The 23,956-nt window shown below is 60.0% G+C and carries 19 protein-coding genes; 11 read left to right on the top strand and 8 right to left on the bottom strand.

Going from position 1 to position 23,956, the window contains the following annotated elements:
- Positions 1–2 precede the first annotated feature (2 nt).
- Complete coding sequence (gene recD / locus KDW95_RS09405) at positions 3–1,832, top strand: exodeoxyribonuclease V subunit alpha (RefSeq protein ID WP_255856013.1); 1,830 nt, start codon at positions 3–5, stop codon at positions 1,830–1,832.
- A 10-nt stretch (positions 1,833–1,842) separates the two neighbouring features.
- Here the strand turns inward: recD and KDW95_RS09400 are convergent, their stop codons facing one another.
- From KDW95_RS09400 to KDW95_RS09385, 4 genes are all read right to left on the bottom strand, one after another.
- Positions 1,843–1,977 carry a hypothetical protein gene (locus tag KDW95_RS09400; RefSeq protein ID WP_255856012.1) on the bottom strand — a complete coding sequence of 45 codons (135 nt, stop codon included), beginning with the start codon at positions 1,975–1,977 and terminating at the stop codon, positions 1,843–1,845.
- A 133-nt stretch (positions 1,978–2,110) separates the two neighbouring features.
- Positions 2,111–2,353: a GrxA family glutaredoxin gene (locus tag KDW95_RS09395; RefSeq protein WP_255856011.1), complete on the bottom strand. Its 243-nt coding sequence runs from the start codon at positions 2,351–2,353 to the stop codon at positions 2,111–2,113.
- 128 nt (positions 2,354–2,481) lie between these two features.
- Positions 2,482–2,946, bottom strand: coding sequence for an RrF2 family transcriptional regulator (locus KDW95_RS09390; RefSeq protein ID WP_255856010.1), 465 nt, complete (start codon positions 2,944–2,946; stop codon positions 2,482–2,484).
- 158 nt (positions 2,947–3,104) lie between these two features.
- Positions 3,105–3,710 (bottom strand): TIGR04211 family SH3 domain-containing protein, encoded by a 606-nt coding sequence (locus tag KDW95_RS09385; protein ID WP_255856009.1) that lies wholly within the window; start codon positions 3,708–3,710, stop codon positions 3,105–3,107.
- 333 nt (positions 3,711–4,043) lie between these two features.
- Here KDW95_RS09385 and KDW95_RS09380 point away from each other — a divergent pair, with 333 nt between their 5' ends.
- A complete protein-coding gene (locus KDW95_RS09380; protein WP_255856008.1) occupies positions 4,044–4,874 on the top strand; it encodes a mechanosensitive ion channel family protein in 831 nt (276 codons plus the stop codon).
- Between the two features lie 114 nt (positions 4,875–4,988).
- Here KDW95_RS09380 and KDW95_RS09375 read toward each other — a convergent pair whose 3' ends face one another.
- The 4 genes from KDW95_RS09375 to KDW95_RS09360 form a co-directional block, all read right to left on the bottom strand.
- The gene (locus tag KDW95_RS09375) at positions 4,989–7,196 is read right to left on the bottom strand and encodes a hypothetical protein (RefSeq protein ID WP_255856007.1); all 2,208 of its coding nucleotides are present in this window, start codon (positions 7,194–7,196) and stop codon (positions 4,989–4,991) included.
- A gap of 129 nt (positions 7,197–7,325) precedes the next feature.
- Positions 7,326–7,616, bottom strand: coding sequence for a membrane protein insertion efficiency factor YidD (gene yidD, locus KDW95_RS09370; protein WP_255856006.1), 291 nt, complete (start codon positions 7,614–7,616; stop codon positions 7,326–7,328).
- A gap of 107 nt (positions 7,617–7,723) precedes the next feature.
- On the bottom strand, positions 7,724–9,274 hold the full coding sequence (gene mqo, locus KDW95_RS09365; RefSeq protein WP_255856005.1) for a malate dehydrogenase (quinone): 1,551 nt from the start codon (positions 9,272–9,274) through the stop codon (positions 7,724–7,726).
- 561 nt (positions 9,275–9,835) lie between these two features.
- The gene (locus tag KDW95_RS09360; RefSeq protein WP_255856004.1) at positions 9,836–11,224 is read right to left on the bottom strand and encodes a PhoH family protein; all 1,389 of its coding nucleotides are present in this window, start codon (positions 11,222–11,224) and stop codon (positions 9,836–9,838) included.
- Positions 11,225–11,712: 488 nt separating this feature from the next.
- Between KDW95_RS09360 and ppnN the strand changes: the two genes are divergently transcribed.
- From ppnN to KDW95_RS09315, 9 genes are all read left to right on the top strand, one after another.
- On the top strand, positions 11,713–13,101 hold the full coding sequence (gene ppnN, locus KDW95_RS09355; protein ID WP_304941580.1) for a nucleotide 5'-monophosphate nucleosidase PpnN: 1,389 nt from the start codon (positions 11,713–11,715) through the stop codon (positions 13,099–13,101).
- Between the two features lie 241 nt (positions 13,102–13,342).
- Entirely contained in the window at positions 13,343–14,302 is a 960-nt protein-coding gene (locus KDW95_RS09350) for a M23 family metallopeptidase (RefSeq protein ID WP_255856003.1), read from the top strand.
- A complete protein-coding gene (locus KDW95_RS09345) occupies positions 14,299–14,697 on the top strand; it encodes a bactofilin family protein (RefSeq protein ID WP_255856002.1) in 399 nt (132 codons plus the stop codon). The genes KDW95_RS09350 and KDW95_RS09345 overlap by 4 nt, the downstream gene beginning before the upstream one ends.
- Positions 14,698–14,780: 83 nt before the next feature.
- Entirely contained in the window at positions 14,781–15,581 is an 801-nt protein-coding gene (locus KDW95_RS09340) for a class II glutamine amidotransferase (protein WP_255856001.1), read from the top strand.
- Between the two features lie 150 nt (positions 15,582–15,731).
- Positions 15,732–19,649, top strand: coding sequence for an ATP-dependent RNA helicase HrpA (gene hrpA, locus KDW95_RS09335; protein ID WP_255856000.1), 3,918 nt, complete (start codon positions 15,732–15,734; stop codon positions 19,647–19,649).
- Between the two features lie 586 nt (positions 19,650–20,235).
- Complete coding sequence (locus KDW95_RS09330) at positions 20,236–21,219, top strand: porin (protein WP_255855999.1); 984 nt, start codon at positions 20,236–20,238, stop codon at positions 21,217–21,219.
- Positions 21,220–21,404: 185 nt separating this feature from the next.
- On the top strand, positions 21,405–22,109 hold the full coding sequence (locus tag KDW95_RS09325) for an MlaA family lipoprotein (protein ID WP_255855998.1): 705 nt from the start codon (positions 21,405–21,407) through the stop codon (positions 22,107–22,109).
- Between the two features lie 80 nt (positions 22,110–22,189).
- Positions 22,190–23,365, top strand: coding sequence for a PP2C family protein-serine/threonine phosphatase (locus KDW95_RS09320; RefSeq protein ID WP_255855997.1), 1,176 nt, complete (start codon positions 22,190–22,192; stop codon positions 23,363–23,365).
- Positions 23,358–23,843, top strand: coding sequence for an STAS domain-containing protein (locus tag KDW95_RS09315; RefSeq protein ID WP_255855996.1), 486 nt, complete (start codon positions 23,358–23,360; stop codon positions 23,841–23,843). Before KDW95_RS09320 ends, KDW95_RS09315 begins: the two co-directional genes overlap by 8 nt.
- Positions 23,844–23,956 lie beyond the last annotated feature (113 nt).

The following is a 23,956-nucleotide window of genomic DNA, read 5'->3' as shown; positions in this document are numbered from 1 at the left end:
GCATGCAGGTACTCCAGCTGTTACAGCAGGCGGTGATGCCAGGCGGTCTGCGCGCCCTGGATGTTCAGTTCGCGCGCTTTTTGCATCAGACCGGCCAGTGCCAGGATCCCAGCCTGCTGCTGCTGGCGGCACTGACCAGTTTTGAGCTGGGTCGCGGCAATGTCTGCCTGCCGCTGGCGGCGGTACCGGACCTGCTGCGCAGTCTTGCCCCGCCGCTGGGGGAGCAGCTGCGGCCCTGGTTCAGCGGTACGCCGGATGTGACGACGGGCGGGGAAGTGCTGTCCGGCGGGGAGCGCCTGACGCCACTGGTGCTGGACCTGGATAGGCTCTACTTGCAGCGTTACTGGCGTTTCGAGTGTGATGTGGCGAGCTTTCTGTTACAGCGCAGTGAGCCGCTGGGTGTTGATCCTGCCAGGCTAAAGCCGTCTCTGCAGCGACTGTTCGGGGATGCCGGTGCGCAGCCTGACTGGCAAAAGGTGGCGGCGGCGGCGGTGGTGAACCGGCGCCTGGGTGTCATCAGTGGCGGGCCCGGTACCGGCAAGACGACCACGGTAATCAAGTTGCTGGCGCTCTATATCGAGCAGCAACTGGCGCTGGGGAGCCGTCCGCGCATTCGCCTGGCAGCCCCCACCGGCAAGGCGGCGGCGCGCATGGCGGAGTCGATTTCAGCGGCGCGGGGAGGCCTGGACCTTGCGCCCGAGATCGCGCGCCTGATTCCGCAGGAGGCGTCTACCCTGCACCGGCTGCTGGGTGTGCGCCCGGGCAGTCGAGGCTTTCGTCACCATGCCGGGAATCCGCTGCATCTGGACCTGCTGGTCGTGGACGAAGCCTCGATGGTGGATCTGCCCATGATGGCGCGGCTGCTGGCGGCGTTACCGCAAGGCGCCCGGCTGATTCTGATCGGTGATCGTGACCAGCTGGCCTCGGTGGAAGCGGGCAGTGTGCTGGGGGATATCTGCAGCTGGTCCGGTGAACTGGGGTACGGCCAGGCGCAGGCGGACTACCTGGCCCAGGCCTGCGGGCTCGATAGTGCCGTGCTGCAATCGCCAGATGCCAAACCTATCGCCGACTCTCTGGCGCAACTGCGTACCAGCTATCGCTTTGGTGCTGACAGTGGCATCGGCCGGCTGGCGCGGGCGGTGAACCTGGGGGATGAAGCGCAGTTTCAGGCGCTGTGGCGCGAGGGCTTTGCCGATATCGCCTGGCACAGCCTGGACAGTGCCGGCTTCCAAGTACTGATCGGCCGCTGTGTGGAGGGATATCGGGCCTATCTGCAGCTGCTCGCTGCCGGGGCGTCGGCCGAGCGGGTGCTGGCGGCCTTTGGTCGCTTTCAGCTGCTATGTGCGCTGCGCAACGGCCCCTACGGCGTGACAGGGCTGAACGAGCGTATTGAGCAGGCGCTGGCCAATGCCGGGCTGATAACGCCGCAGGGGCACTGGTATGCCGGGCGGCCGGTCATCGTCACCCGCAACGATGGGGCGCTGGAACTGTTCAACGGTGATATAGGTATCGCCATGCCGAATGCCGAAGGCGAGCTGCGGGTCTGGTTCGACCAGGGCGGGACTGCCCGTGCGCTGTTGCCCAGCCGCATGCCCGAACATGAAACGGTCTATGCCATGACGGTACACAAATCGCAGGGTTCGGAGTTCGATCAGACGCTGCTGCTGCTGCCTGGGGAGGATGCGCCGGTACTGACGCGGGAGTTGCTCTATACGGGGATTACGCGGGCGCGCAAAACCTTTGAGCTCTATGCACCGGATTATCTGTTAAAGCGGGTTATCGCGCGGCGTACGCAGCGGGCCAGCGGACTGGCTGGCCGGCTCTGGGGCTGAGGCTGGCGCCTTAGCGCCGGGGGCGGCGGTTTTCACGCACGCGGATCGGGATCAGTTGGGGTTCCGGCCTGGAGCGGTGTTGGGCGGTTGTTGTCAGCAGTATCAGGCCACCTGCAAGTAACGCGATAATCGTCAGTGTGAGCATGGCATGCCTCCGTTTCAGACGTCCTGTGCTGTGAGTCAGCACCTGTGCCCGGGCCCGTGCCCGAACAGCATGTACCCTTTGTACCAGTTATGCGCCCACTATGACAGCCTGGATGCCGCCGATCTCACTGATCTCAGGCAGGGGTCTGTTCCAGCAGGCGTGCAAATTCAGTGTAGCCGCCGATATGCGTCTTGCCATGGAAAATCTGCGGAACCGTGACGACGGGCTTGCCAATGGTCTTTTCCAGGTCGGCCTTGCTGATCCCTTCGCGCTGAATATCGATGTAGCGATAGTTGAGGGATTTAATCTCGCACAGGGCCTTGGCCCGGCTGCAGTAACCGCAACCTTCACGTCCGAAAATGGTGATGCGTTCCATGGTGCTCTCCTGTCGATGGCTGTGCCTGATCAACGGCCAGACGCTGCCGGATTGATATGCAGCCAAGTGGAACACGCAGGCGGGTGTGGCGGCCAATGGAGCCTGGCAATGGCACTGATTGGCTCAGGCTATGAGCCGGCCGGGCTGGTGTCTTGCGGGGGCAGGGGAGACAGTTGCAGTACCTGCTCGAGCCAGTCGCTGTCGTGCAGCAGGTCGCGCAGCCGGTACTGGTTCATGTGCTCAAGCATGTGCGCCAGCGAGGCGGCCAGTATCTGGCGCCAGCGACACTGCGTCGACAGGACGCAGGCGGGCTGTTCGCAGCGCGCCAGTTCGGTATCGGATTCGAATGAGGCCACCAGATCGCCCATGCGGTAATCCAGCGTCTGGGTATTGATCATCATGCCGCCGTGGCGGCCGCGCACCGTGGTGATCAGGCCCTGGGCGGCAAAGCGGTTGACGATCTTGGCCAGGTTATTGGATGAGATATCCAGAGCAGACGCCATCTGAGCGACGGTGCAGAGTTTGCTCCGAGGGGCGGTGGCTAGATAGATGAGTACGCGAATGGCGTAGTCGGTCTGCTTATTGAGTTGCATATGAAGGCGACTGTCTGCTGATCAAGCATTGCTCAGGCGTCGCATTATCTATGCCCTTTAATGAATATTCAATCAAAAACGCATGCGGCGGCCCAAAAATGACGCTGGATGGCGACAGTCACTTGCGTGCCTGTCGCTATCGGTCGTCGCGCCCTGGCTCAGAACCAGTCGTTGCTGCGCTTGCGGCGTTTGGGAAAGTAGGGGATCAGCAGCCCGAGCAGCACGCCGCCGAGCGCCACCAGGCCGCCGTGGGTCAGCCAGCGCATCAGGTTGCTGTCGTCCATGTTTTCGATCTGGTTGTTCAGGTCCCTGATCTGGCGATTCAGCGCTTCACGCTCGTCGTCGTAGGACTGGTTGCTGGCTTTGAGATCCGTGAGTTCCGCACGCAGCCGGGTAATCTCGTCGGCCTGGGTCAGGGTCGTGGCGCTTTTTTCGCTCAGCGCGGCCTGCAGTTCCGGCAGGCGCGCCAGGGTGCTGGGGCCTTCGGTGATCTGGTCTCCCGGCAGCCAGCCGGAGCGGCCGTTTTCCAGTTTGACCTGGACATAGCCGGTGCTGGCATCGCGCTTGATAATGTCCACGGCATCGCCGCTGCGGATGCGCCCGGCGATACGGTACTGGTTGCTTGGGCCGCTGTGGTAAAAGGTGTAAACGTCATCGGCAACATGCCCCGGTTGAGCGTAAACCGGTTGCAGGCTAAGGGAGGCAAGCAGAATGAGGCCAGTGGCGAGTCGTATTGGGGTCTGTGAGTCCGGGAGTATAGTCATTGAGTTTGAGCGTCGTTGTCCTTGGTTGCCGGGTCGCCTGCCAGGGGGGCGGGCTTGAGTGGACGCTGCCGGTGCGGCGCAGCGCTGGGCTATTCGAGGTATAAGCGTGATCCAAGGTTCCTGATTATAGTTCCGAAAAAAAATCCTGAAACCCCATAACGTCACAACGGTTGCGATCATGCTGGATTTTATTATCCTATGTCGCCATCGGGCGTCATTTTGCTACACCGCTGCTTCAGGTTGTCGCGTGAACCCGACAGTACGGGTTCTGTACCGGTGCCTGCGGGTAGCTGCAACGGGATGCGCTGTTTTTTCACATTAGGGGACAAGTGTATGGATACGTTTTACGCAGACTATATCGACGCCTATGCGGTGCCCTGGGCGATCAATATATTTTTCGCCCTGGCCATCTTCCTGGTGGGGCGGGGGCTGATCAGGCTCGTTGTGAATCTGCTGCAACGGATTCTGCAAAAGGCCAAGGTCGATCAGATGCTGATCAACTTTATTTGCTCCATCATCAATGTCCTGTTGCTGCTGTTCGTGATCGTGGCGGCCGTGGATCAGCTTGGCGTGGATACCACCTCGCTGATCGCGGTGGTGGGTGCGGCCGGTCTGGCGGTGGGCCTGGCGCTGCAGGATTCGCTGAAAAACTTTGCGGCCGGTGTACTGCTGATCGTGTTCCGCCCGTTCAAGGAAGGGGACTTCGTCGAGGCCGGTGGCGTTTCCGGCATCGTTGAGCATATCTCCATCTTCAGCACCATCATGCGCACCGGCGATAACCGCGAAGTCGTGGTACCCAATGGCGGTATCTATGGTGGCGTGATTGTCAATTACTCCAAGCGCGCCACGCGCCGGGTCGACATGGTGTTCGGCATTGGTTATGACGCCGACCTGCTGAAGGCCAAGCGCATTTTCGGCGAAATTCTGGCGGCGGACGAGCGTGTGCTGGCGGAGCCTGCACCGGTGATAGCGGTGGCGGCATTGGCCGACAGCAGCGTGAACTTCAATGTGCGCCCCTGGGTCAAGAGTGCTGATTACTGGCCAGTGCTGTGGGACACCACCGAAAAAGTGAAGCTGCGCCTGGACGAAGAGGGCATCAGCATTCCGTTTCCGCAGATGGATGTTCACTGGCACCGGGACGATGCACAGACCCCCGGCGCATAACGGCTGGGTCCGGCGCCAGCCCCTGAGTCTGGCGCCTGTTACAGCAAAAGACCGCCCCTGGGGCGGTCTTTTGCGTTATGGGCCTTTTGCAGGATAAGCGCGGCCGGCTGGTTGCTAGAGTGGGTCCTCGGTTCGCAGGGCGCCCAGTTCCTTGCGCAGCAGTTCGTTTTCCTGCAACAGTTTTTGGGCATCGATGCGGTAGCGGAAAATGTCCGTATAGCGCTCTTCGAGCTTCGTTTCCAGCTGGGCTATCTCGTTTTTCTGCTGCTTGATCCGCTGTTCGAGTTTCTCGATATTGCGTTGCAGTTCGCTCACCATGCCATAGTGATCCGCCGAGCCCTTGGCTGCCGCGCTGGGGCCCTTGAGTGCGGCGGCGCTCAGGTGTGATCCGTTGAGCTCGTTGACGATGTGGCTGTACAGGGCTTTCAGGTCGGCGGCTTCACGGTCGCTGTAGTGTATCGACGCATCCAGGGCGCTGTGGGCGCTGGCGGCGCCGATGGCCCCGGCTAGAATATGTTCCAGTGTGCGGTGAAATTCCACCAGCTCGATGATGGTGATATGGGGCTTGTCCAGCACCTGAAGGTCCGTCATCAGGTTGTGCACGGCGGCGTCGGCCTTGTCGCTGCTCAGGTATTTGGCCAGCAGGCTGCGGGCCTCGGCCACTTTGGGCTCCAGCTCGATGTAGGCATGCAGCCCGGTATGGCGGGCGCGGCTGTGGTGTTGCTGCGGCAGCATGGCGGCGAGGAAATCGCTGGTCAGGGTGCGTTCACCCTTGCCAGGGCTGTACAGCAGGGAGCCCAGCACATAGGCGCCGATGTTGATCAGCATCGACCAGGCGACGCTGTGGGTCAGGCTTGGCAGGCCCTCGATGCCCAGCAGGGCCTCCGGTCGCAGCAGTGCCAGCCCCCAGGGTCCCTCGGTAAGCAGGCTGGGCTCATACCAGCCCTGGCGAATAAAGGTCGGCAGCGCCAGGGTGTAGCACCAGACCAGGAAGCCGCCACACAGGCCCGCCAGTGCGCCCGCGCTGTTGCCGCGCTGCCAGAACAGGCCGCCAAAGAGGGCCGGGGCGAACTGCAGTACGGCGGCAAAAGACAGCAGGCCGATGGTGACCAGCAGGTAGGAGTCGGCGAACTCGACGGCAAAGCTGTAGGCGCAGGTGAGGATCAGGGCGATCAGTACCCAGCGTACCTGCAGCAGCGAGCCCCGTGCACGTCTGAGGCTCGGCGTGCGCTCGAACAGGGGCAGCAGCAGGTGGTTTGATGCCATGGTGGCCAGGGTCATGGTGGTCACCAGTACCATGGCCGTGGCGGCCGAGAAGCCGCCGATAAACACCAGCAGCGTCAGCGCCTGCTCCCCGGCCTGTTGCGGGATCAGCAGGACATAGAAGTCGGCCATGCCCAGTGGCAGGTCGCTGATCAGGCCGGCGCCGGCGATGGGCAGAACGAACAGGTTTATCAGAATCAGATAAAGCGGGAACAGCCACATGGCGGTCTTGATATGTTGCTGGTCCGAGTTCTCCACCACCGCGACATGGAATTGGCGCGGCAGGAGCTGGACGCCGGCGAAACTCAGGACGATAAAGGTCAGCCAGGTGAGATCGTCACCCTGGTAACTGCTGATGCGGGTGAGGTGGCGCAGGTCGCCTTCGGTCAGGCGCTCGATCAGTGGTGACAGGCCGCCGAACACCGTCACTGTGACGAAGGCGCCGATGGCAACAAAGGCGACGAGCTTGACCACGCACTCGACCGCCAGCACCGTAATCATGCCGGGGTGACGTTCGGTGGGGTCCAGCCGGCGGGCGCCAAACAGGATGGTGAACGCGATCATGACCAGCGTGACCATCAGGCCGGTAAAGCCGCCGACACCCGGGTTGTTGCCGGAAGTAATCAGGTTGAAGGAGCTGATGATCGCTTCGAGTTGCAGCGATATATAGGGCAGGGCGCCGATCAGGGCGATCAGGGTCACGGCCGCGGCGATGGTCTGGGAGCGGTTGTAGCGGGTGGAAATAAAGTCGGCGATGCTGGTGATATGGAAGGTTTCCTTGGCGGCGACCATGGGGCGCAGGATAAGCCACCAGCAGGCGATGGCGATCAGGGCGCCGGCGTAGATACCCACAAACAGCAGCCCCGAGTGGCTTGCCAGGCCCACGCTGCCGTAGAAGGTCCAGGAGGTGGCGTAGACCGCAAGGGAGAGCGAGTAGACCCAGGGGCCGTGCTTGGCCTGTCCGTTGCGTTCGGCGCGTTTTTCCACCCATTGCGCGATGCTGAACAGGATGCCCATGTAGAGCAGCACCACAAGGGTGACAGTGGTTGGAGAAAACATGGAGGTCGGTTACCTGTGGTCAGCGCGGTATTGGAGTATCTATTTAATAGTTGCTGCAGGGGATGGGGTCAATCGGGCGGGCCGGGTAATTCGCCTATCAATGCTACTTAAGTGACTGAAATTACGTGCTTAGGGGAGGTTCCTGGTCGTGCTGTCGGGGCTCTGGGTGGTAACTGCGGCGCCGTGCTCGGGCGTTGTTGTGGCACAGCATTGCGGCACAAGATCGATGCCGCCGGGGTGTAGCGGATGACACTTGGCGATGCGCTTGAGTGCAAGCCAGCCGCCCTTGGCCGGGCCATGCAGTTGAATGGCTTCGATGCCGTAGCTGGAACAGGTGGGATAAAACCGGCAGCGAGGTCCGATCAGCGGGCTGATGACCAACTGGTAGACGCGGATGGGGCCGATCAGCAACCAGCGCATTGTGCAGGACTCCCGGAGTTTGGATACAGTCCAGTCAGCATAGGGAAAAAATGGCGCACAGGAAAGCGCGCCGGGCCGGCGCGCCTTGTGGTGCTGCGCGTCAGTTTTTAGCTGGCCAGGGCCTGAATGCTGTCGAGCGGCTCAGGCGCTGGCTGTGACTTTGGGGCGCGGTGCTCCTCGTCCAGCTGCAGTACGCTCAGGGTGCGGTTGCGCACCTGTGCCAGCAGCTCGGTGTTCTGCATCAGGTCCTGCTGGTAGGACGGCACCATGGCGCGGATTTTTTCCTGCCACTGCGGGCTGGCCAGGCGATCGGCGAAGCAGCGCTCGATAATGCCAATCATGGCGCTGGCTGCGGTGGACGCACCAGGAGAGGCGCCCAGCAGCGCCGACAGGCTGCCATCGGCGGAGGTGATGACCTCGGTGCCGAATTCCAGCTTGCCGCCCTTGTCGGCATCCTTCTTGATGATCTGCACCCGCTGGCCGGCGTGGGACAGGGTCCAGTCTTCGGCACGGGCATCGGGGTAGAATTTGCGCAAGGCGTCGACGCGGGCGCTATGGGACTGCATCACTTCGCTGATCAGGTAGCGGGTCAGGTCCATGTTGTTCATGCCGACGGACAGCATGGGCCTGATGTTGTTCAGCCGCACGCTTTTCAGCAGGTCGAAGCTCGAACCCTGTTTGAGAAACTTGGTGGTGAAGCCTGCAAAGGGGCCGAACAGCAGGGCTTTCTCGCCATCGATAATGCGGGTATCCAGGTGCGGAACCGACATGGGCGGCGCCCCGATGGGGGCCTTGCCGTAGACCTTGGCCAGGTGCTGGTTGACGATCTCCGGCTTTTTGCAGACCAGCCACTGGCCGCTGACCGGGAAGCCGCCGTAGCCATTGCCTTCGGGGATGCCGGACTGCTGCAGCAGTGGCAAGGCGCCACCGCCTGCGCCCAGAAAGACGAAGCGGGCGCGGATATGCTCCGTGCCGCCGGTCTGGCCGTTTTTGAGCGTCAGGTCCCACTGGCCGTCAGCCCGCTGGGTCAGGTCCTTCAGGGTGCGTTCGAGCAACAGCTCGAAACCGTCCTGGGCCTGCAGGTTCTGCGTCATGCCGCGGGTGAGGGAGCCAAAATCCACGTCTGAGCCATAGCGAACGCGGGTGCCGGCCACTTTTTCGTCCGGGCTGCGGTTCTGCATGATCAGCGGCATCCACTGGCGCAAGACCTCAGGGTCTTCGCTGTACTCCATGTCGGCGAAGGCCGGATGGGCGCTCAGGGTTGCATGGCGCTTGCGCAGGAAGCTGACATTTTCCTCGCCCCAGACGAAGCTTTGGTGCGGCGTGGCATTGATAAAGTTTTTCGGGGCGGGCAGTACCTGCTGTTCCACCAGGTAGGACCAGAATTGCAGGCTGACTTCGAAGGCGTTGTTGATTGTAAAGGCTTTGCGGGTGTCGATGCTGCCATCGGCCATCAGGGGAGCGTAATTCAGTTCGCAGTAGGCCGCGTGACCGGTGCCGGCGTTATTCCAGCCGTCGGTGCTTTCCTGGGCCACCTGGTCCAGGCGCTCAACCATGCTGATGCTGAGATTTGGATCCAGCTGCTTGAGCAGTGTGCCCAGGGTTGCGCTCATTGCGCCAGCCCCGACGAGTAGTACGTCTACGGATTTTGTGGTCATGATAACTCCGCCTGTTTTATTGATCATGGAGTTGAGACGTCGCGCCAACGGGGCTTTTGGCCCTGTCCTGGTGGCTGTCGCCCTGGGCGGCAGCCGTGGAGTGTTGCGCGTAGCCTGTCCCGTTCGCTCTGGAACCGCTGATGTGTCTGGCCGGCGACAATCCGGTCGCCGTGACATCAGCTCAAAATTCCCTGTCTGCGTGTTGGGCCACATGGCGCTGGTCAGTGTCGAATCTCGCTGGCCAGCGGTCGTCAGATCCGGGTGTTTTGGGTCGATAAAAACACGGATCGCGTTGTTTTAAGGCTCTATTGTTATCTTTCGCAGTTGCGACGCATTATAAGTCAGGAGCGACAGAAGGAAACGCAGGAATCCCTTATAGTGCCTATAACTCAACGGTTTCATCATTGTGTAACGCAGGTGCGGTAAGGGCTGCGGGCGAAAACTAGACTTTGGTCGAGCGGTGCTAAAAAGGTGTTGCGGGGGTATTTGTGGGCTCCGGCCCGGTGGCCGGAGCTGTCGGGTTCAGCTAGCGGACGGCCGGGAGCCGCCCGCTGCGTTGTTTCAGAGGTGTTCTTCGGCGTAGCGTGCCAGGCGGGAGCGGAAGATGCCTTCGAAGTGGACATTGGCGGAGCCTTCGAAGCCCTTGAAGCGTTCAACGATATAGGTCAGGCCCGATGTCAGGGCCGTGAGGTAGTTGGAGTCGATCTGGGCCAGGTTGCCCAGACAGATCATCTTGGTGCCCTTGCCGCAGCGGGTAATGATGGTTTTAAGCTGCTGCGGTGTCAGGTTCTGGGCCTCATCGACGATGACCACCGCATCCTGAATGCTGCGGCCGCGGATAAAGTTCAGTGACTTGAACTGGATATTGGCCTTTTCAATGGCGTACTTGACGCTGCTCTGGGGGCGTTCGTCATGCTCGTGCATGGCCTCCAGGTTGTCGTGAATGGAACTGAGCCAGGGGGTCATTTTTTCTTCCTCGGTGCCGGGCAGGAAGCCGATGTCCTCGGCCACCGGGGGGGTGGAGCGGGTCACGATTATCTTGTTGAAGCGTTTTTGCTCGATCACCATTTCCAGGGCACAGGCCAGCGCAATCAGGGTCTTGCCCGAGCCTGCGGCGCCATTGAGCAGGCACATGTCGACCGTTGGATCCAGCAGGGATTGCATGGCAAAGGCCTGGTACAGCGTGATGGGCTTGATGCCCCAGCAGTTCTGCTGCATCAGGTGGCTGTAGCCCAGGTCCAGCAGCACGACCTTGTCATCCTCAATGGAGATGGTGCGGGCGGCGAAGTCCTTGCTGTCGTCGTAGATGTACTCATTGGGGTAGGTGTGGGGCAGCATTTCCCGGTTGACCCGATGATAGGTGCGGTCGCCGTCACGGTAGCTGTCGACCTGCTCGACGTTGTCCCAGAAGTTGCCCTCGATCTGCTGATGCCCGGCGGGCAGAAGGTCGAGATCGGAAATCAGCTGGTCGGTGCGGTAATCCTCGACTTTTAACAGTCCGGCACCCAGGGCCTTGAGGCGCATGTTGATGTCTTTGGTGACCAGAACGATATCGCGGTGGGGGTTGGTTGCCTGCAGGTGCAGGGCGCAGTTGATAATCTGGTTGTCCTTGTTCTTGTCCGCCGGCAGAAAGCCCTGTCGCGCTCCAAGCTCGTGGTCGGGGAAAATGCTCAGTTTGCCCAGCGGCGTGTCGCCGTCCTGGCCCGGCAGCATGATGCGCACACCCTTGGTGATCTGGGTGGGCGAGTTCGCCGCGCTCAGGATGTTGTCGACTGCCCGAATGGCAAAACGGGCTTCCTGTGCCACGGTTTTCTTGCGGTCCTTGATGTCATCAAGTTCCTCAAGCACGGTCATCGGAATGGTGATGTCCTGTTCCTTGAATTCGAACAGGCACTTGGGATCATGCAGCAACACGTTGGTATCGAGAATATAGAGTTTCGATGCGGTCATCGGCTTTTCCTTCAGCTGCTTGCTGGATGAGCATGCGGCTGTATCCTGCGGATCCATAAGCACAATACAGCAGCCGCACCTACACAATAGCGCCCCTGTATGACGCTTAACAGCCCCTGTAACAGGAAATTGGATCCTGTGCGCATTTTTTCGAAGGCCGCTCCCGAATTGGGCCCGCCGAGCGCAGTGATAATGCCTGCTGTGCAGGCTTCAGTCGTGCGCGGCGGCTGAGCGCCAGGCGTGGGCTGATCAAAAAACAACCTGGATCGTATTGTTTTTAAAAGGGTTATGGTGGGATCGGCGGAAATTCCCTATATTGAACAGGGTGAACCTCTGCGGCGCGGGTCTTGTCTCATGACAGTCTGTGTCAGCGTATCGACACTGGTGAGGCAGTGTCGCTGCAGGGCTTTGCCGGTTGAGTCGGCTGCGTTCACAGCGCAGCTGGACTTGGCGTTTCAGGAATCCGATGCTCAAGGGAGGTGATATTGATGATCACCGAAGATTTCGTGACTGCCAGCGTGACGCCCAGCGAAAGCCTGGCGACACTTTCCCCCGTTGAAGTTGCCAGGCTGCAGGATGCAAGCCAGGGCGGTTTGTACCGGCTGTTCCGGCAATGCTGTCTGGCGGTGCTGAACTGCGGCAGTGAGCTGGATAGCACCAAAATGGTGCTCGAACGTTACAAGAAGTTCGATATCAGAATCAGTCAAAAACACCGTGGTCTGCAGCTGGATCTGATCAATGCGCCGGCCAGCGCCTTTGTGGACGGTGAAATCATCCAGGGTATCCGCGAGCACCTGTTTTCGGTGCTGCGTGATCTGCTGTATATCGGCGACGAACTGGACGATTATTGCCATGGGCTGGATGAGGGCGGTACCACCACCCACACGGTCTTCCAGATCCTGCGGCATGCCGATGTCTTCCGTCCCCATGTGAAACCCAATCTCGTGGTGTGCTGGGGCGGCCACTCCATTGGTCATGAGGAATACGAATACACCAAGAAGGTGGGGTACGAGCTGGGCCTGCGGCGGCTGAATATCTGCACCGGCTGTGGTCCGGGGGCCATGAAGGGGCCGATGAAGGGCGCGGCCATTGCCCACGCCAAGCAGCGCATCCGCGATGCCCGTTATGTGGGTATATCCGAGCCTGGTATTATCGCCGCCGAGTCGCCCAACCCGATCGTCAACGAGCTGCTGATCATGCCGGACATCGAAAAACGGCTGGAGGCGTTCGTGCGTCTGGGGCACGGTATTGTCGTCTTCCCGGGGGGGGCTGGCACGGCCGAGGAAATCCTGTATATCCTCGGTGTCCTGCTGCACGAGAAGAACAGGGAGCTGCCGTTCCCGCTGATCTTCACCGGGCCCGAAGGCAGCGAGGTTTACTTCGAGACCATCGACCGCTTCCTGCGCAACACCCTGGGAGAGGCGGCGGCACAGCGTTATGAAATTATCGTCGGTGATCCGATCAAGGTCGCGCTGCGGATGCAGCAGGGCCTTGCGGCAGTTACGGCCTACCGCAAGGCGACCAGCGAGTCCTTCCATTTCAACTGGCAGCTGAGCATTCCACTGATTTTCCAGCAGCCGTTTGAGCCCACCCATGAAAACATGGCGACGCTGAAACTGTTCCATGACCAGTCTCCCTGCGAGCTGGCGTCGAACCTGCGGCGCGCCTTGTCGGGAATCGTGGCGGGCAATGTCAAGGAGCCGGGGGTGCAGGCGATCGAAGAGTTCGGACCATTCGAACTCTGTGGCGAACCGGAACTGATGGATCCGCTGGACCAGCTGCTCAATTCCTTTGTGCAGCAGCGCCGCATGAAACTGAACTACCAGGAATACACGCCCTGCTATCGCCTGACCGGCGTGGCCAGCAGCGTGGCTTGAGCCTCCTGGGCCTGAAAGCAGAGCGCGGCAGCCCGCCAGGGTTGTCGCGCTCTGTGCGTCCTGCGGTATGATATCGCGCGGGCGCTGCCCGTGGTCTGCCGGGCCCGTTGCCCGGGCTGTCGCCGAGAAGTTCCGCAGGCTTGCTATTGAGAGCTGGCTTTATGCAGCTGGCGTCATTGCTGAACTTTAGGGTGTCGGCTGTTGTCTTCAAACTCCTTGCTGGTTCGTCTGGGGGCGTGCTGTGAAAAATAAACTGATCGTCACCCTGACAACGGTAAAGGGGTCGCGCCAGTACACGCTGAACCAGGTGGCTCGGGTACTGGTGCCGGCGTTCCTGCTGATGGCGGTGCTGAGCTTCTTTGTGTCCAATGCGTTGCTGGTGAAGACCACGGATGACCTGTCCATTCTGGAAGAAGACCATCAGTTGCTGGCCGATCAGTACGAAACCGTGCTGGGTACCCAGCAGCTCTATGTGTCCGAGTTGAATCAGCTCAGCAGCACGCTTGAGTTGCTGCAGCAGGAAAACTACCGCATCGGAGAGCTGAATGCCTCGCTGGATGAAAGCCTCGGTGGTCTGGAATCGATGCTGGGCTTGCCGGCAAGCGACTCCTACACGCCCGAGCAGGCTGAGGTTTTGAAGGCAACCGCGGCGCAGCGACTGTTTCTGTTGCACAATATCCCCAACGGGGTGCCTATCCAGGGCACGCGCATGTCCGACCGTTTTGGCATGCGCACCCATCCCGTGACGCGCAAAAGAAGCATGCACAACGGCGTCGACTTCGCCGCCTCCCGTGGCACCGATGTGTATGCCACGGCGGACGGCGTAGTGGAGTTCAGTGGCCGCCAGAGTGGCTTTGGCAAGCTGGTCATCATGCAGCACAGCTTTGGTTTCAAGACATACTTCGCACATCTGGATAAACTGAATGTCGAAGCAGGAGATCTGGTGGCCAAGGGCCAACTGATTGCGCAGAGCGGCAACAGTGGCCGCTCAACCGGGCCGCATTTGCACTATGAAATAAGGCGCCTCTATACGGCGATCGATCCGGCACCTTTTCTGAAGTGGAATATCGCGAATTTTGACACCATCTTTACTGACGTAACGAGCGTAAAATGGGCATCTTTAAGAAAAATGTATCCGTTAAATCAGGCCGCGGTGCAGTTACCATCATCGCTGAAGGAAACCGATTCACCGGAGACATGACGGTACAGGGCAAGGTGCATGTCGATGGTGTAATCGACGGCAAGATCGACAGCAATGATGACATATCCATTGGCAAGTTCGGTGAGGTCAGGGGGCTTGTAAAGGCCAAGCAGGTGCATGTGAGCGGCCGCCTTGAGGGCGAGGTGATCTGTGATGAGCTGTTCGTGGAGGCCGGCGGCAAGGTGCGGGCCCGGGTGCTGAGCCTGCAGATGTCGGTGGACCCCAAGGGCTGCTTCCAGGGTGAGCGGCGCGAGCAGATCCAGCAGGTACTGGCGCTGCAGGAGGCGCCGGAAAAAGCCTTTGAGTTTGGTGTCGAGGCGATCGACAGCCTGCCTGACCGTATTGTGCTGGGGGCAGGGCGTGGCAGGCACCGCGATAAACACCATGACAAGTAGGGTGCAGTCGCAGCCACTGCCGTTTTGCGGCAGAGCCTGGCGGCCGTCGCGGCTTAACAGAACGAGCAAACAGGGCTTTATCGATGTGTGAACTCTTGGGAATGAGTGCCAATGTGCCCACCGATATCTGTTTCAGCTTCTCCGGGCTGATGCAGCGTGGTGGCGCAACCGGTCCGCACCGCGATGGCTGGGGTATCGCCTTTTACGAAGGGCGGGGCGTGCGCTTTTTCCATGACCCGGCGCCGAGCGTGGAGTCGGCAATTGCGCGCCTGGTGCGCAGTCACCCGATCAAGAGTCACATCGTGATCAGTCATATCCGCCAGGCCAATGTGGGGCAGATCTGCCTGGAAAACACCCATCCGTTCTCCCGTGAACTCTGGGGGCGCAGCTGGTCCTATGCCCACAACGGGCAGCTGGATGCGCAGCTCTATGAGCTGCCCCTGGAATTCTACCGCCCCATCGGCACCACCGACAGCGAGTATGCCTTTTGCTGGTTGCTGGGGCAGATTCGCCAGCGCTTCCCGCAGGAGCCTGATGATATCGGCGAGCTGAGCGATTTTATCGGTGGGCTCTGCGATCGCCTGCGCGGTTTCGGCGTGTTCAACATGCTGCTGACCGAGTCCCGTTACCTGTTTTGCTATTGCACGACCAAGCTGTCCTGGCTGACGCGCCGGGCGCCTTTTGGCGAGGCAAGGCTCAAGGACTATGAACTGACGGTGGACTTTTGCGATGAAACCACGCCGCTGGATGTGGTGACCGTGATCGCCACGGACCCGTTGACCGACAACGAGGCCTGGCAGGCGCTGCAAACCGGCGAGCTGTGCGTGTTCAGGGATGGCCTGGTGGTGGCCCGGCGTGAGGCGGTCCCGGTGGCCAGCGCTTAGGCGGGCGCAGCGGCGGACACGAAGCCTAACCTGCTCTCCTGGCACGAAAGCCGGAACTTGCGTCGGGTGGCGAGGCCGTGCCCGTGTATCCCTGCACGGTCTCCTTTATAATGTGCTCCCTCTTTCAGACTGAACGACTGTAGCCCATTCGTGACTATCGATATTGAACACCTCCGTCAGCAGCTTGCGCTGTGTCAGTGCAAGGATCGCTCCGAGCTTCTTCGAAAGTTTCAGCAGCTGGAGCAGCGTCTGCGCAAGGGCTTGCCTGCAGACCGGCTGGCGGCCCAGCTGGTGCCGGCGCTGGAACGCTCGGCGGCCCAGGTAGCAGCCCGGGCCGCCCGTGTCGGCACCGTTAACTACCCAGACCTGCCCGTATCGGCCCGGCGCGAGGAAATCGGCAAGGCGATCATGGAAAACCAGGTGGTGGTGATTGCCGGTGAAACCGGCTCGGGCAAGACCACCCAGTTGCCAAAAATCTGCCTGGAACTGGGATTGGGGGTGCGCGGGCTGATCGGCCATACCCAGCCCCGGCGGCTGGCGGCGCGCACCGTGGCGACCCGCATTGCTGAGGAACTGAACTGCACCCTGGGTGACCAGGTCGGTTATCAGGTGCGCTTCACCGAGCAGGTGTCCGACCATACCCTGGTCAAGCTGATGACCGACGGTATCCTGCTGGCCGAAACACAGCATGACCGCCTGCTGCAGCGCTACGATGTCATCATCATCGATGAGGCCCATGAGCGCAGTCTCAATATCGATTTCCTGCTCGGCTACCTGAAGCGGATCTTGCCGCAACGGCCGGACCTTAAGGTCATCATCACGTCGGCAACGATCGACCTGGAACGTTTCTCGCGGCATTTCGACAATGCCCCGATCATCGAAGTCTCGGGGCGTACCTATCCGGTGGAGGTACTTTACCGGCCGCTGAATGACCGCGGCGAAGACCAGCCGGATGTGGATCAGCAGCAGGCGATCCTGGAGGCGGTGGAAGAAATCACCGATCTGGCCCGCAGCCGGCGCAGTAACAGTGCGCGGGATATCCTGATCTTTCTCAGTGGCGAGCGGGAAATCCGTGAAACCGCTGAGGTGCTGCGCCGGGCACAGCTGCGCGATACCGAAGTGATGCCGCTCTATGCGCGCCTGAGTGTGGCGGAGCAGAACCGGGTCTTCCAGGCGCAACGCGGTGCCGGCCGGCGTATCGTGCTGGCCACCAACGTGGCGGAAACCTCGGTCACGGTGCCGGGCATCGGTTATGTGATCGACCCCGGACAGGCGCGAATCTCCCGTTACAGCTACCGGGCCAAGGTACAGCGTCTGCCGATCGAGGCGGTGTCCCAGGCCAGTGCCAATCAGCGCATGGGGCGCTGCGGGCGTATTTCGGAAGGTGTCTGCATTCGGCTTTACTCTGAAGAGGACTTCGAGGCGCGTCCGCGCTTTACCGACGCGGAGATTCGCCGCACGAATCTCGCGGCGGTGATCCTGCAGATGCTCAGCCTGCGCCTGGGTGATATCGCCGACTTTCCCTTTATAGACCCGCCGGACAGCCGCTTTATTAATGACGGTTTCAAGCTGCTCGAAGAACTCGGCGCGGTGGATACTGCCCGCGGCATGACGCCACTCGGGCGGCAGCTGGCGCAACTGCCGGTGGATCCGCGCATCGGCCGCATGGTGCTGGAGGGGGCCAGGCAGAACGCCCTGCGCGAGGTGCTGGTGGTGGCCAGTGCGCTGAGCAGCCAGGACCCGCGCGAACGCCCGCTGGACAAGCAGCAGGCCGCGGATGAAAAGCACCGCGAGTACGCGGACGACGAGTCGGATTTCCTGACCATGCTCAACCTGTGGAACCTGTATGAAGAGCAGCGCCAGGCACTGAGTCAGAACCAGCTGCGCAAATACTGCCAGAAGCACTTCCTGTCGTTCCTGCGCATGCGCGAGTGGCGCGATGTGCACCGCCAGCTTCATCTTATCAGTCGACAATTGAAGTTGAGCGAAAATACCAAGCCTGCGGAATACGAGCCGTTGCACAGGTCCCTGCTCGCCGGCTTGCTGAGCCAGATCGGCATGCGGCAGGAAAATCGGGAATACCTGGGGGCGCGTAACCGCCGCTTCCACCTGTTTCCGGCGTCCACCCTGTTCAAGAAGGCACCCAAATGGGTGATGTCGGCGGAAATGGTCGAAACCTCGCGCCTGTTTGCCCGCATGAATGCGGCGATCAAGCCCGAATGGGTCGAGCCGCTGGCCGGGCACCTGGTGAAGCGCAGCTATCTTGAGCCGCATTGGGAGAAAAAACGTGCCCAGGTGGTCGCCAGTGAGCAGGTTACGCTGTTTGGGCTGATCATCGTGCCGCGGCGCAAGGTGCACTACGGCCCTATCGATCCCGAGGCCTGTCATGAAATATTCATTCGCAGTGCGCTGGTGGAGGGGGAGTACCAGACCCAGGCGAAGTACTTCAGTCACAACCGCCAGTTGCTCGAGGGGGTGGAGGCGCTGGAAGCCAAAAGTCGCCGTCGCGACCTGCTGGTGGATGAAGACAGCCTGTTCGATTTTTATGCCCGGCGCCTGGCGGAGCACGGTGGCGCGGATATCGTCAATGGCGCGGGCTTCGAACACTGGCGCAAGGGTGCCGAAAAGCAGAATCCCCAGCTGCTGTTTTTTACCGAGGCGGATGTACTGCAGCGCTCGGCCGCCCATGTCACGGCGCGGGACTATCCGCCGCGGATGCGACTCGATACCGTCGACCTGCAGCTGAATTACCAGTTCGAACCCGGTACCGACAGCGATGGCGTGACGCTGGACCTGCCGCTGGCACTGTTGAACACGGTAACGCCACGCCGGCCGGACTGGCTCGTGCCAGGGATGCTGGAGGGCAAGTGCATTGCCATTCTGAAGGGCTTGCCCAAGCAGCAGCGCAAGCACTTTGTGCCCATTCCTGACTATGTGCGTGCCTTCACCGAGCAGGTAGTGTTTGCGGATGGCGACCTGTACGAGGCGCTGAGCCTGTTTTTGCGCCGCAAAACCGGCACGCGGGTGGATCCCGCCGAACTGCGGGCGGTGGAGCTGGATGAGCATTTGCGCATGAACATCCGCTTGCTGGACGCCAAAGGCAAGCAGCTCGGGGTCGGGCGGGACCTGGAAACCCTGTCGAGCCAGTTTGGCAAACAGGCTGAGGCGGCATTGCGTGAAGGGCCGGGGGACAGCTGGGGGCGCAGTGGCTTGCTGAGCTGGGACTTCGGCGATTTGCCCGAGTCCGTGGAGCTGCGCCAGGCCGGGGGTATCCGGCTGGCGGCTTATCCGGGCCTGCGCGACTGTGGCAGCAGCGTTGAGCTGCATGTCTGTGCATCCCCTGATCAGGCACAGGCCGAGTCGCGCCTGGGGATTGCACGCCTGGCCATGCTGGAGCTGGCGGCCCCGGTGCGTTACGCCAGGCGTGAAATGCCGCACCTGAACGAGGCCCTGCTGTACGGCGGTGCCCAGTTTGACAAGGCGCGGCTGACGGATGCCATCCTGATGCAGGCGCTGATGCAATTGATGCAGCTGGATGAGTCCTTGCCACGCACGGAAACGGAATATCGAATCCGGCTGGAGCAGGCGCGGGCAGACCTGTGGGAAAAGGTTGTTCAGCTCGCCCAGTTTGTGCGCGACTGCCACCGCGATTATCACCAGGTACGCAAGCCACTGGGTGGAAACATCCCGTTGCAGGCGGTGACAGTGCTAAATGATATAAAAAGCCAGCTGTCGGAACTTATTAAAACTGAATATCTGCTGACTACACCCTGGGCGCAACTGCAGCATTACCCCCGGTATCTCCAGGCAATACAGAAGCGGCTGGAAAAGTACCAGCGGGACCTTAATCGGGAACGGTTATTATCTGATCAGTTGCAACAGTATTGGCAGCGTTATAAAGGTCTGCGTGATAAAAACCTGACGCAGGGCGTGTTTGATCCGGCGCTCGAAGAGTTTCGCTGGATGCTGGAGGAATACCGCGTATCCCTGTTTGCCCAGGGGCTGGGCACCCAGGTGGCGGTATCGGACAAGCGCCTGCAGCAGCAGTGGCGCCAATTGCAGGCCTGATTTGCTGGCTCTGCGAACAAACGGGTAGATAAATGCCTGTGTCCGGCATCTTTATTATCGCGCTGGATACCCAGAAAAGCGCCTCAAGGCGACGTTGGCAGGCCGGGCTTAATGTGGTTTGTTTCGGCTGGGTGCAGTAACAGCGTCGATGTTTTATTAGGTGAATGCCTGGGCGCCGGGTCGGATTAAATGCAAGGGGGAGGCCCGATGTCAGGCGGGTTGGTAATGACCGGGGCTGGGGCATCGGGCAGGCTTGCGTGCCGCTGGCGGGTATGCTGTAATGCCTGCGGTTTGGCTATTGCGAAGTGGTTGTAAGGGACTCCTGGGGGGATGTGCTTTTTGAAAAAGCGGCACGTACAGCAGGAAGTCCGGCAAGGCTGAAAAGAGGTACGGGAGCACTTAACCTTTAGTTGCAATGCGTGCGCAGCTATAAAAAGTGGCCAGGCTGAAGGGAAAAGAAAGCAAAAAAGTACTTTCACTGGTTTGAAATATTTAGGATTTATAGTACTTTCCTAGAAGCACTTCGGTGCACTAAGAAAAACTAGAGTACACAACTAGTAAGTTGAATCATTGAAGGGGAATGTTGATGAAAAAGTCACTGATCGCTCTGGCTATCGCCGGTGCCATGACTGCTCCGATCGTCGCTCAGGCTGACGCCACTCTGTACGGTAGCGTTGATACCCGTCTGCAGTTCGCTGAAGACTCCGATGCCAACCTGTATGTCGACAAGGCTGAAATCGGTGTTAAGGGTTCTTCCGACCTGGAAAACCTGGATGGCGTGAAAGCTACTTACCAGATCGAATTCCGCCTGGATGCCAACGGTAGCGAAGAAGATGAATTTGGCGATCTGGTCGGGACTGACGGTAATGGTAGCAATGTCAAAGGCGACGTTACCATGCGTAAAGCCAACGTCGGCCTGGTTGGCGACTTCGGTATCGTGCAGGTGGGTCGTCAGAACCGCCTGACCGAAGCCGGTGAAGGCTACACCGACATCCTGATGGCTGCCAGCAACAACTACATGAACAACGACCGTATCGGTAACTCCGTTGCTTACGTAACGCCGATGATGGCCGGCTTCGAAGCCTACGTTCAGCTGATGGTCGATGGTGGAAATGCTGATACTGAAGAAGATGTTGATGCCTGGATGCTGGGCTTCAACTACTCCATCATGGACCTGAGCCTGTCCGTGGGCTACACCGAAATCGATGGCAACTACGTTGATACTGCTCTGGTCGATAGTGGTGCTTCCGATAGTGAATTGCTGGTTGTTGGTGCTGGCTACAATATCGGCGATCTGGCTCTAGGTTTGACCTACGAGCAGGCTGATGATGGCACTGACGAAGACGAAATGTATGCTGTCGCTGCGACTTACAAGATTGGCAACGCCAAGCTGAAGGCTGTTTACGGTCAGAACGATTACGACTCTTCTTCTGATGAAGACGCTTACGGCGTACAGGCTGAATACGCGCTGGGCAAGAAAGCCGGCGTGAAAGCAGCTTACACCGTACTGGATGAAGATGGCGGCGAGCAGTTCGACACCGTTACTCTGAGCTACTACGTCAACTTCTAATCCGCCTGGCGTGATTGGTTGTGACAGAAGGGCCCCCGCAAGGGGGCCCTTTTTGCGTTTGGCCTTTGGGTCTGGCGGGCTGGATGCGCTTTGCCGGTGTTCAGTTTGCTGGTTTGCGCAGGTGCGAAATGCTATAAAGGGCGAATAATTTGACGGTATCGAGTTTAGTGAAGGAAGCATTGACGATGACATTCAGCAAGGCCGCTATTCTCTGCACTGCGTTGATCGGCGCGCCCCTGGTCGCGGCCGAACAGGGTGAGGGCGCCTCGGCGGACCCGTGGGAAGGTTTTAACCGCACGGTGTTCGAGTTTAATGATGTGCTGGATCGCTATGCCCTGAAGCCGGCTGCGCAGGGCTATCAGTACGTTACGCCGGACCTGGTGCAGCAGGGGGTATCGAATTTCTTCGGTAACCTGGGGGATGTGCGCACCCTGGTCAATAATACGCTGCAGTTCAAATTGCATGATGCGGCCAGCGATGTGGCCCGGATTACGCTCAATACCACCTTTGGTCTGGCCGGGGTGCTGGATCTGGCAACGCCGCTGGGGCTGGAAAAGCACAACGAAGACTTCGGTCAAACGCTGGGTTACTGGGGTGTACCCAGTGGCAATTACCTGGTGCTACCACTGTTCGGGCCCAGTTCCGTGCGTGATGGTGTGGCGCTGGTGCCGGACAGCTACCTGGACCCGGTGGGCGAAGTCGAGCATGTGCCAACCCGAAACAGCCTGTACGCGCTGCGCCTGATTGATACCCGCGCCGAGCTGCTGAAGTCCGAAGGGCTGGTCAGTGGCGACCGCTACCTGTTCATTCGCGATGCCTATCTGCAGCGTCGGCAATACCAGGTAAATGATGGCCAAATAAACGCGCCTTTCGATGCCCAGGACTTCTGATCTTTGCGTTGCAACTTCAGATCAATGGGCGTAGTGTGCAGGCTCATGAATATGTGGCTTTTCCTACTGCAGGCTACTCTATGAGTCACCCCTGCCACCGGATTCTGCTGGTGGAGTCCGACACTCAGCTTATCGACCAGATCTTTGAATTAAGTGAGCAGGTCGAGGCTTTTCGTCTTCAGATACTCAAGGCATCCGATACCGCGGCGCTCGACAGTTTGCTGGAGCACTACGAGTTCTCGCTGGCAGTGGTCAATGTGCAGCGCTTGCCGCCGGAGCGTTCCCTGAATGACCTCTGCATCCGCTTTCACCCCAAGCCGGTTCTGGCGCTGGTGCCTGATCTGGATGCCGCGCACCTGCTGAGCGGGCTGCGTGCTGGCGCCAGTGATATCTATAGCTACCGCTGCCTGAATTATGAGGCACAGGCGTTTGTTGCCACGTTGTCGCGCCTGCTGAGTCGTGCCGCGCAGCTTGAGGCAGCGCATCGCTATCGTGAAAGCCTGGAGCGCAGCCTTGATGAGTTGCGCGAGGATCAGATGGCGGCCCAGCAGGTACAGCAGAATCTGCTCCCCGCGAAACTGCAAAGCATCGGCGGGGTCAGTTTTGCCTATGATCTGACGCCGTCGCTGGTGCTCAGCGGTGACTTTGTCGATGTGGCGCCGCTGGACGATCACCTGACGCTGTTTTATCTGGCGGATGTGTCCGGGCACGGTGCCTCGTCGGCGCTGGTCACGGTGCTGCTCAAGAACATGACCAATCGTGTGCTGCGGGCGCATCAGCGCGACACACCGCTGTCTGAGCTGTCGCCAGCCTCGACGCTCTACGTGTTGAACCGGGAGCTGCTCGATACCGGTCTTGGCAAGCACTTCACGATCTTTGCCGGGATTCTGGATGCGCGCAATTCGACGCTCAAGTACGCCGTGGGTGGTCATCATCCCATGCCTGTGCTGAACCAGGGGGGCGAGGCGCGCTTTCTGACCGGGCGGGGCATGCCGGTGGGGTTGTTTGATGAACCGTTTTTCGATGAGCATGAGCTGCATCTGGCGGATACGTTTTCACTGACGCTGTTTTCGGATGGCGTGCTGGAAGTGATGGCTAAAGAAGGCTCGCTGGACAAGCGTGAAGAGCGCTTGCGCGAGCTGGTCGCAGCGGGTGTGGTAATGCCGGACGATTTGCTGGAATCTGTGCTGGGGTCCGCCAGCTGTCCGGATGATATTGCTATTTTGACCTTGTACCGGGGCGCCCTTGATGCGTGAAGGCTCGATATTTTTTGCCCGAGAGGGCGGCAGTTACGTCTTGAAATTTGTGGGTGAGGTGCGGCTTACGCTCTGCACGACACTCGATCGTCATCTCGAGCAGGTATTGGCGCTCGGGAACGTCGAGCATATTCTGGTGGACCTGACCGAAACCGATACCATCGACAGCACCTCCCTGGGCTTGATTGCCAAGCTCGCCGTGGGTGCGAGTCGCCTGTCCCTGGAGGCGCCGACCCTGGTGTCGACCAACGAGGATGTCACGCGCATCCTGCTTACCATGGGCTTTGAGCGAATCTTCCTGTTGCTGGAGACCATGCCCACCAGCCTGGTGGATCTCGAGCGCCTGCCGTTCGTGCAGGAGTCTGATGCAGCGGTTCGGGATCGTATTATCGAGGCCCACAAGGTGCTGATGAGTCTGAACGAGGCGAACCGGGATGCTTTCGTTGATCTGGTGACGACGCTGGAGTGCCACCCCTGACGTGAGTTTTCTGGCGTTGGAGGGCTTTTAGGCATTTGGCCTATTGGATTCAGGCGCCAGAACGCTAGAATTGCTGCTGTAGACTGAGGTCGCAAGGATGCGGTGCAGGGAAG

The organism is Marinobacterium rhizophilum, from assembly GCF_024397915.1.
In the GTDB taxonomy this organism is placed as follows: domain Bacteria; phylum Pseudomonadota; class Gammaproteobacteria; order Pseudomonadales; family Balneatricaceae; genus Marinobacterium_A; species Marinobacterium_A rhizophilum_A.
Note: the sequence above shows the minus strand (reverse complement) of the source record. Positions and strands in the feature narration are given on the sequence as shown.

Bases quoted from the DNA above. Each gene is read 5' to 3' on its own strand.
- KDW95_RS09325 (WP_255855998.1), top strand. From the start codon at position 21,405: ATGACATTCAGCAAGGCCGCTATTCTCTGCACTGCGTTGATCGGCGCG.
- KDW95_RS09315 (WP_255855996.1), top strand. From the start codon at position 23,358: ATGCGTGAAGGCTCGATATTTTTTGCCCGAGAGGGCGGCAGTTACGTC.
- KDW95_RS09330 (WP_255855999.1), top strand. From the start codon at position 20,236: ATGAAAAAGTCACTGATCGCTCTGGCTATCGCCGGTGCCATGACTGCT.
- ppnN (WP_304941580.1), top strand. From the start codon at position 11,713: ATGATCACCGAAGATTTCGTGACTGCCAGCGTGACGCCCAGCGAAAGC.
- KDW95_RS09345 (WP_255856002.1), top strand. From the start codon at position 14,299: ATGACGGTACAGGGCAAGGTGCATGTCGATGGTGTAATCGACGGCAAG.
- KDW95_RS09360 (WP_255856004.1), bottom strand. From the start codon at position 11,224: ATGACCGCATCGAAACTCTATATTCTCGATACCAACGTGTTGCTGCAT.
- KDW95_RS09320 (WP_255855997.1), top strand. From the start codon at position 22,190: ATGAGTCACCCCTGCCACCGGATTCTGCTGGTGGAGTCCGACACTCAG.
- recD (WP_255856013.1), top strand. From the start codon at position 3: ATGCAGGTACTCCAGCTGTTACAGCAGGCGGTGATGCCAGGCGGTCTG.
- KDW95_RS09400 (WP_255856012.1), bottom strand. From the start codon at position 1,977: ATGCTCACACTGACGATTATCGCGTTACTTGCAGGTGGCCTGATACTG.
- KDW95_RS09390 (WP_255856010.1), bottom strand. From the start codon at position 2,946: ATGCAACTCAATAAGCAGACCGACTACGCCATTCGCGTACTCATCTAT.
- KDW95_RS09395 (WP_255856011.1), bottom strand. From the start codon at position 2,353: ATGGAACGCATCACCATTTTCGGACGTGAAGGTTGCGGTTACTGCAGC.
- KDW95_RS09385 (WP_255856009.1), bottom strand. From the start codon at position 3,710: ATGACTATACTCCCGGACTCACAGACCCCAATACGACTCGCCACTGGC.
- KDW95_RS09380 (WP_255856008.1), top strand. From the start codon at position 4,044: ATGGATACGTTTTACGCAGACTATATCGACGCCTATGCGGTGCCCTGG.
- KDW95_RS09340 (WP_255856001.1), top strand. From the start codon at position 14,781: ATGTGTGAACTCTTGGGAATGAGTGCCAATGTGCCCACCGATATCTGT.
- yidD (WP_255856006.1), bottom strand. From the start codon at position 7,616: ATGCGCTGGTTGCTGATCGGCCCCATCCGCGTCTACCAGTTGGTCATC.
- mqo (WP_255856005.1), bottom strand. From the start codon at position 9,274: ATGACCACAAAATCCGTAGACGTACTACTCGTCGGGGCTGGCGCAATG.
- KDW95_RS09375 (WP_255856007.1), bottom strand. From the start codon at position 7,196: ATGTTTTCTCCAACCACTGTCACCCTTGTGGTGCTGCTCTACATGGGC.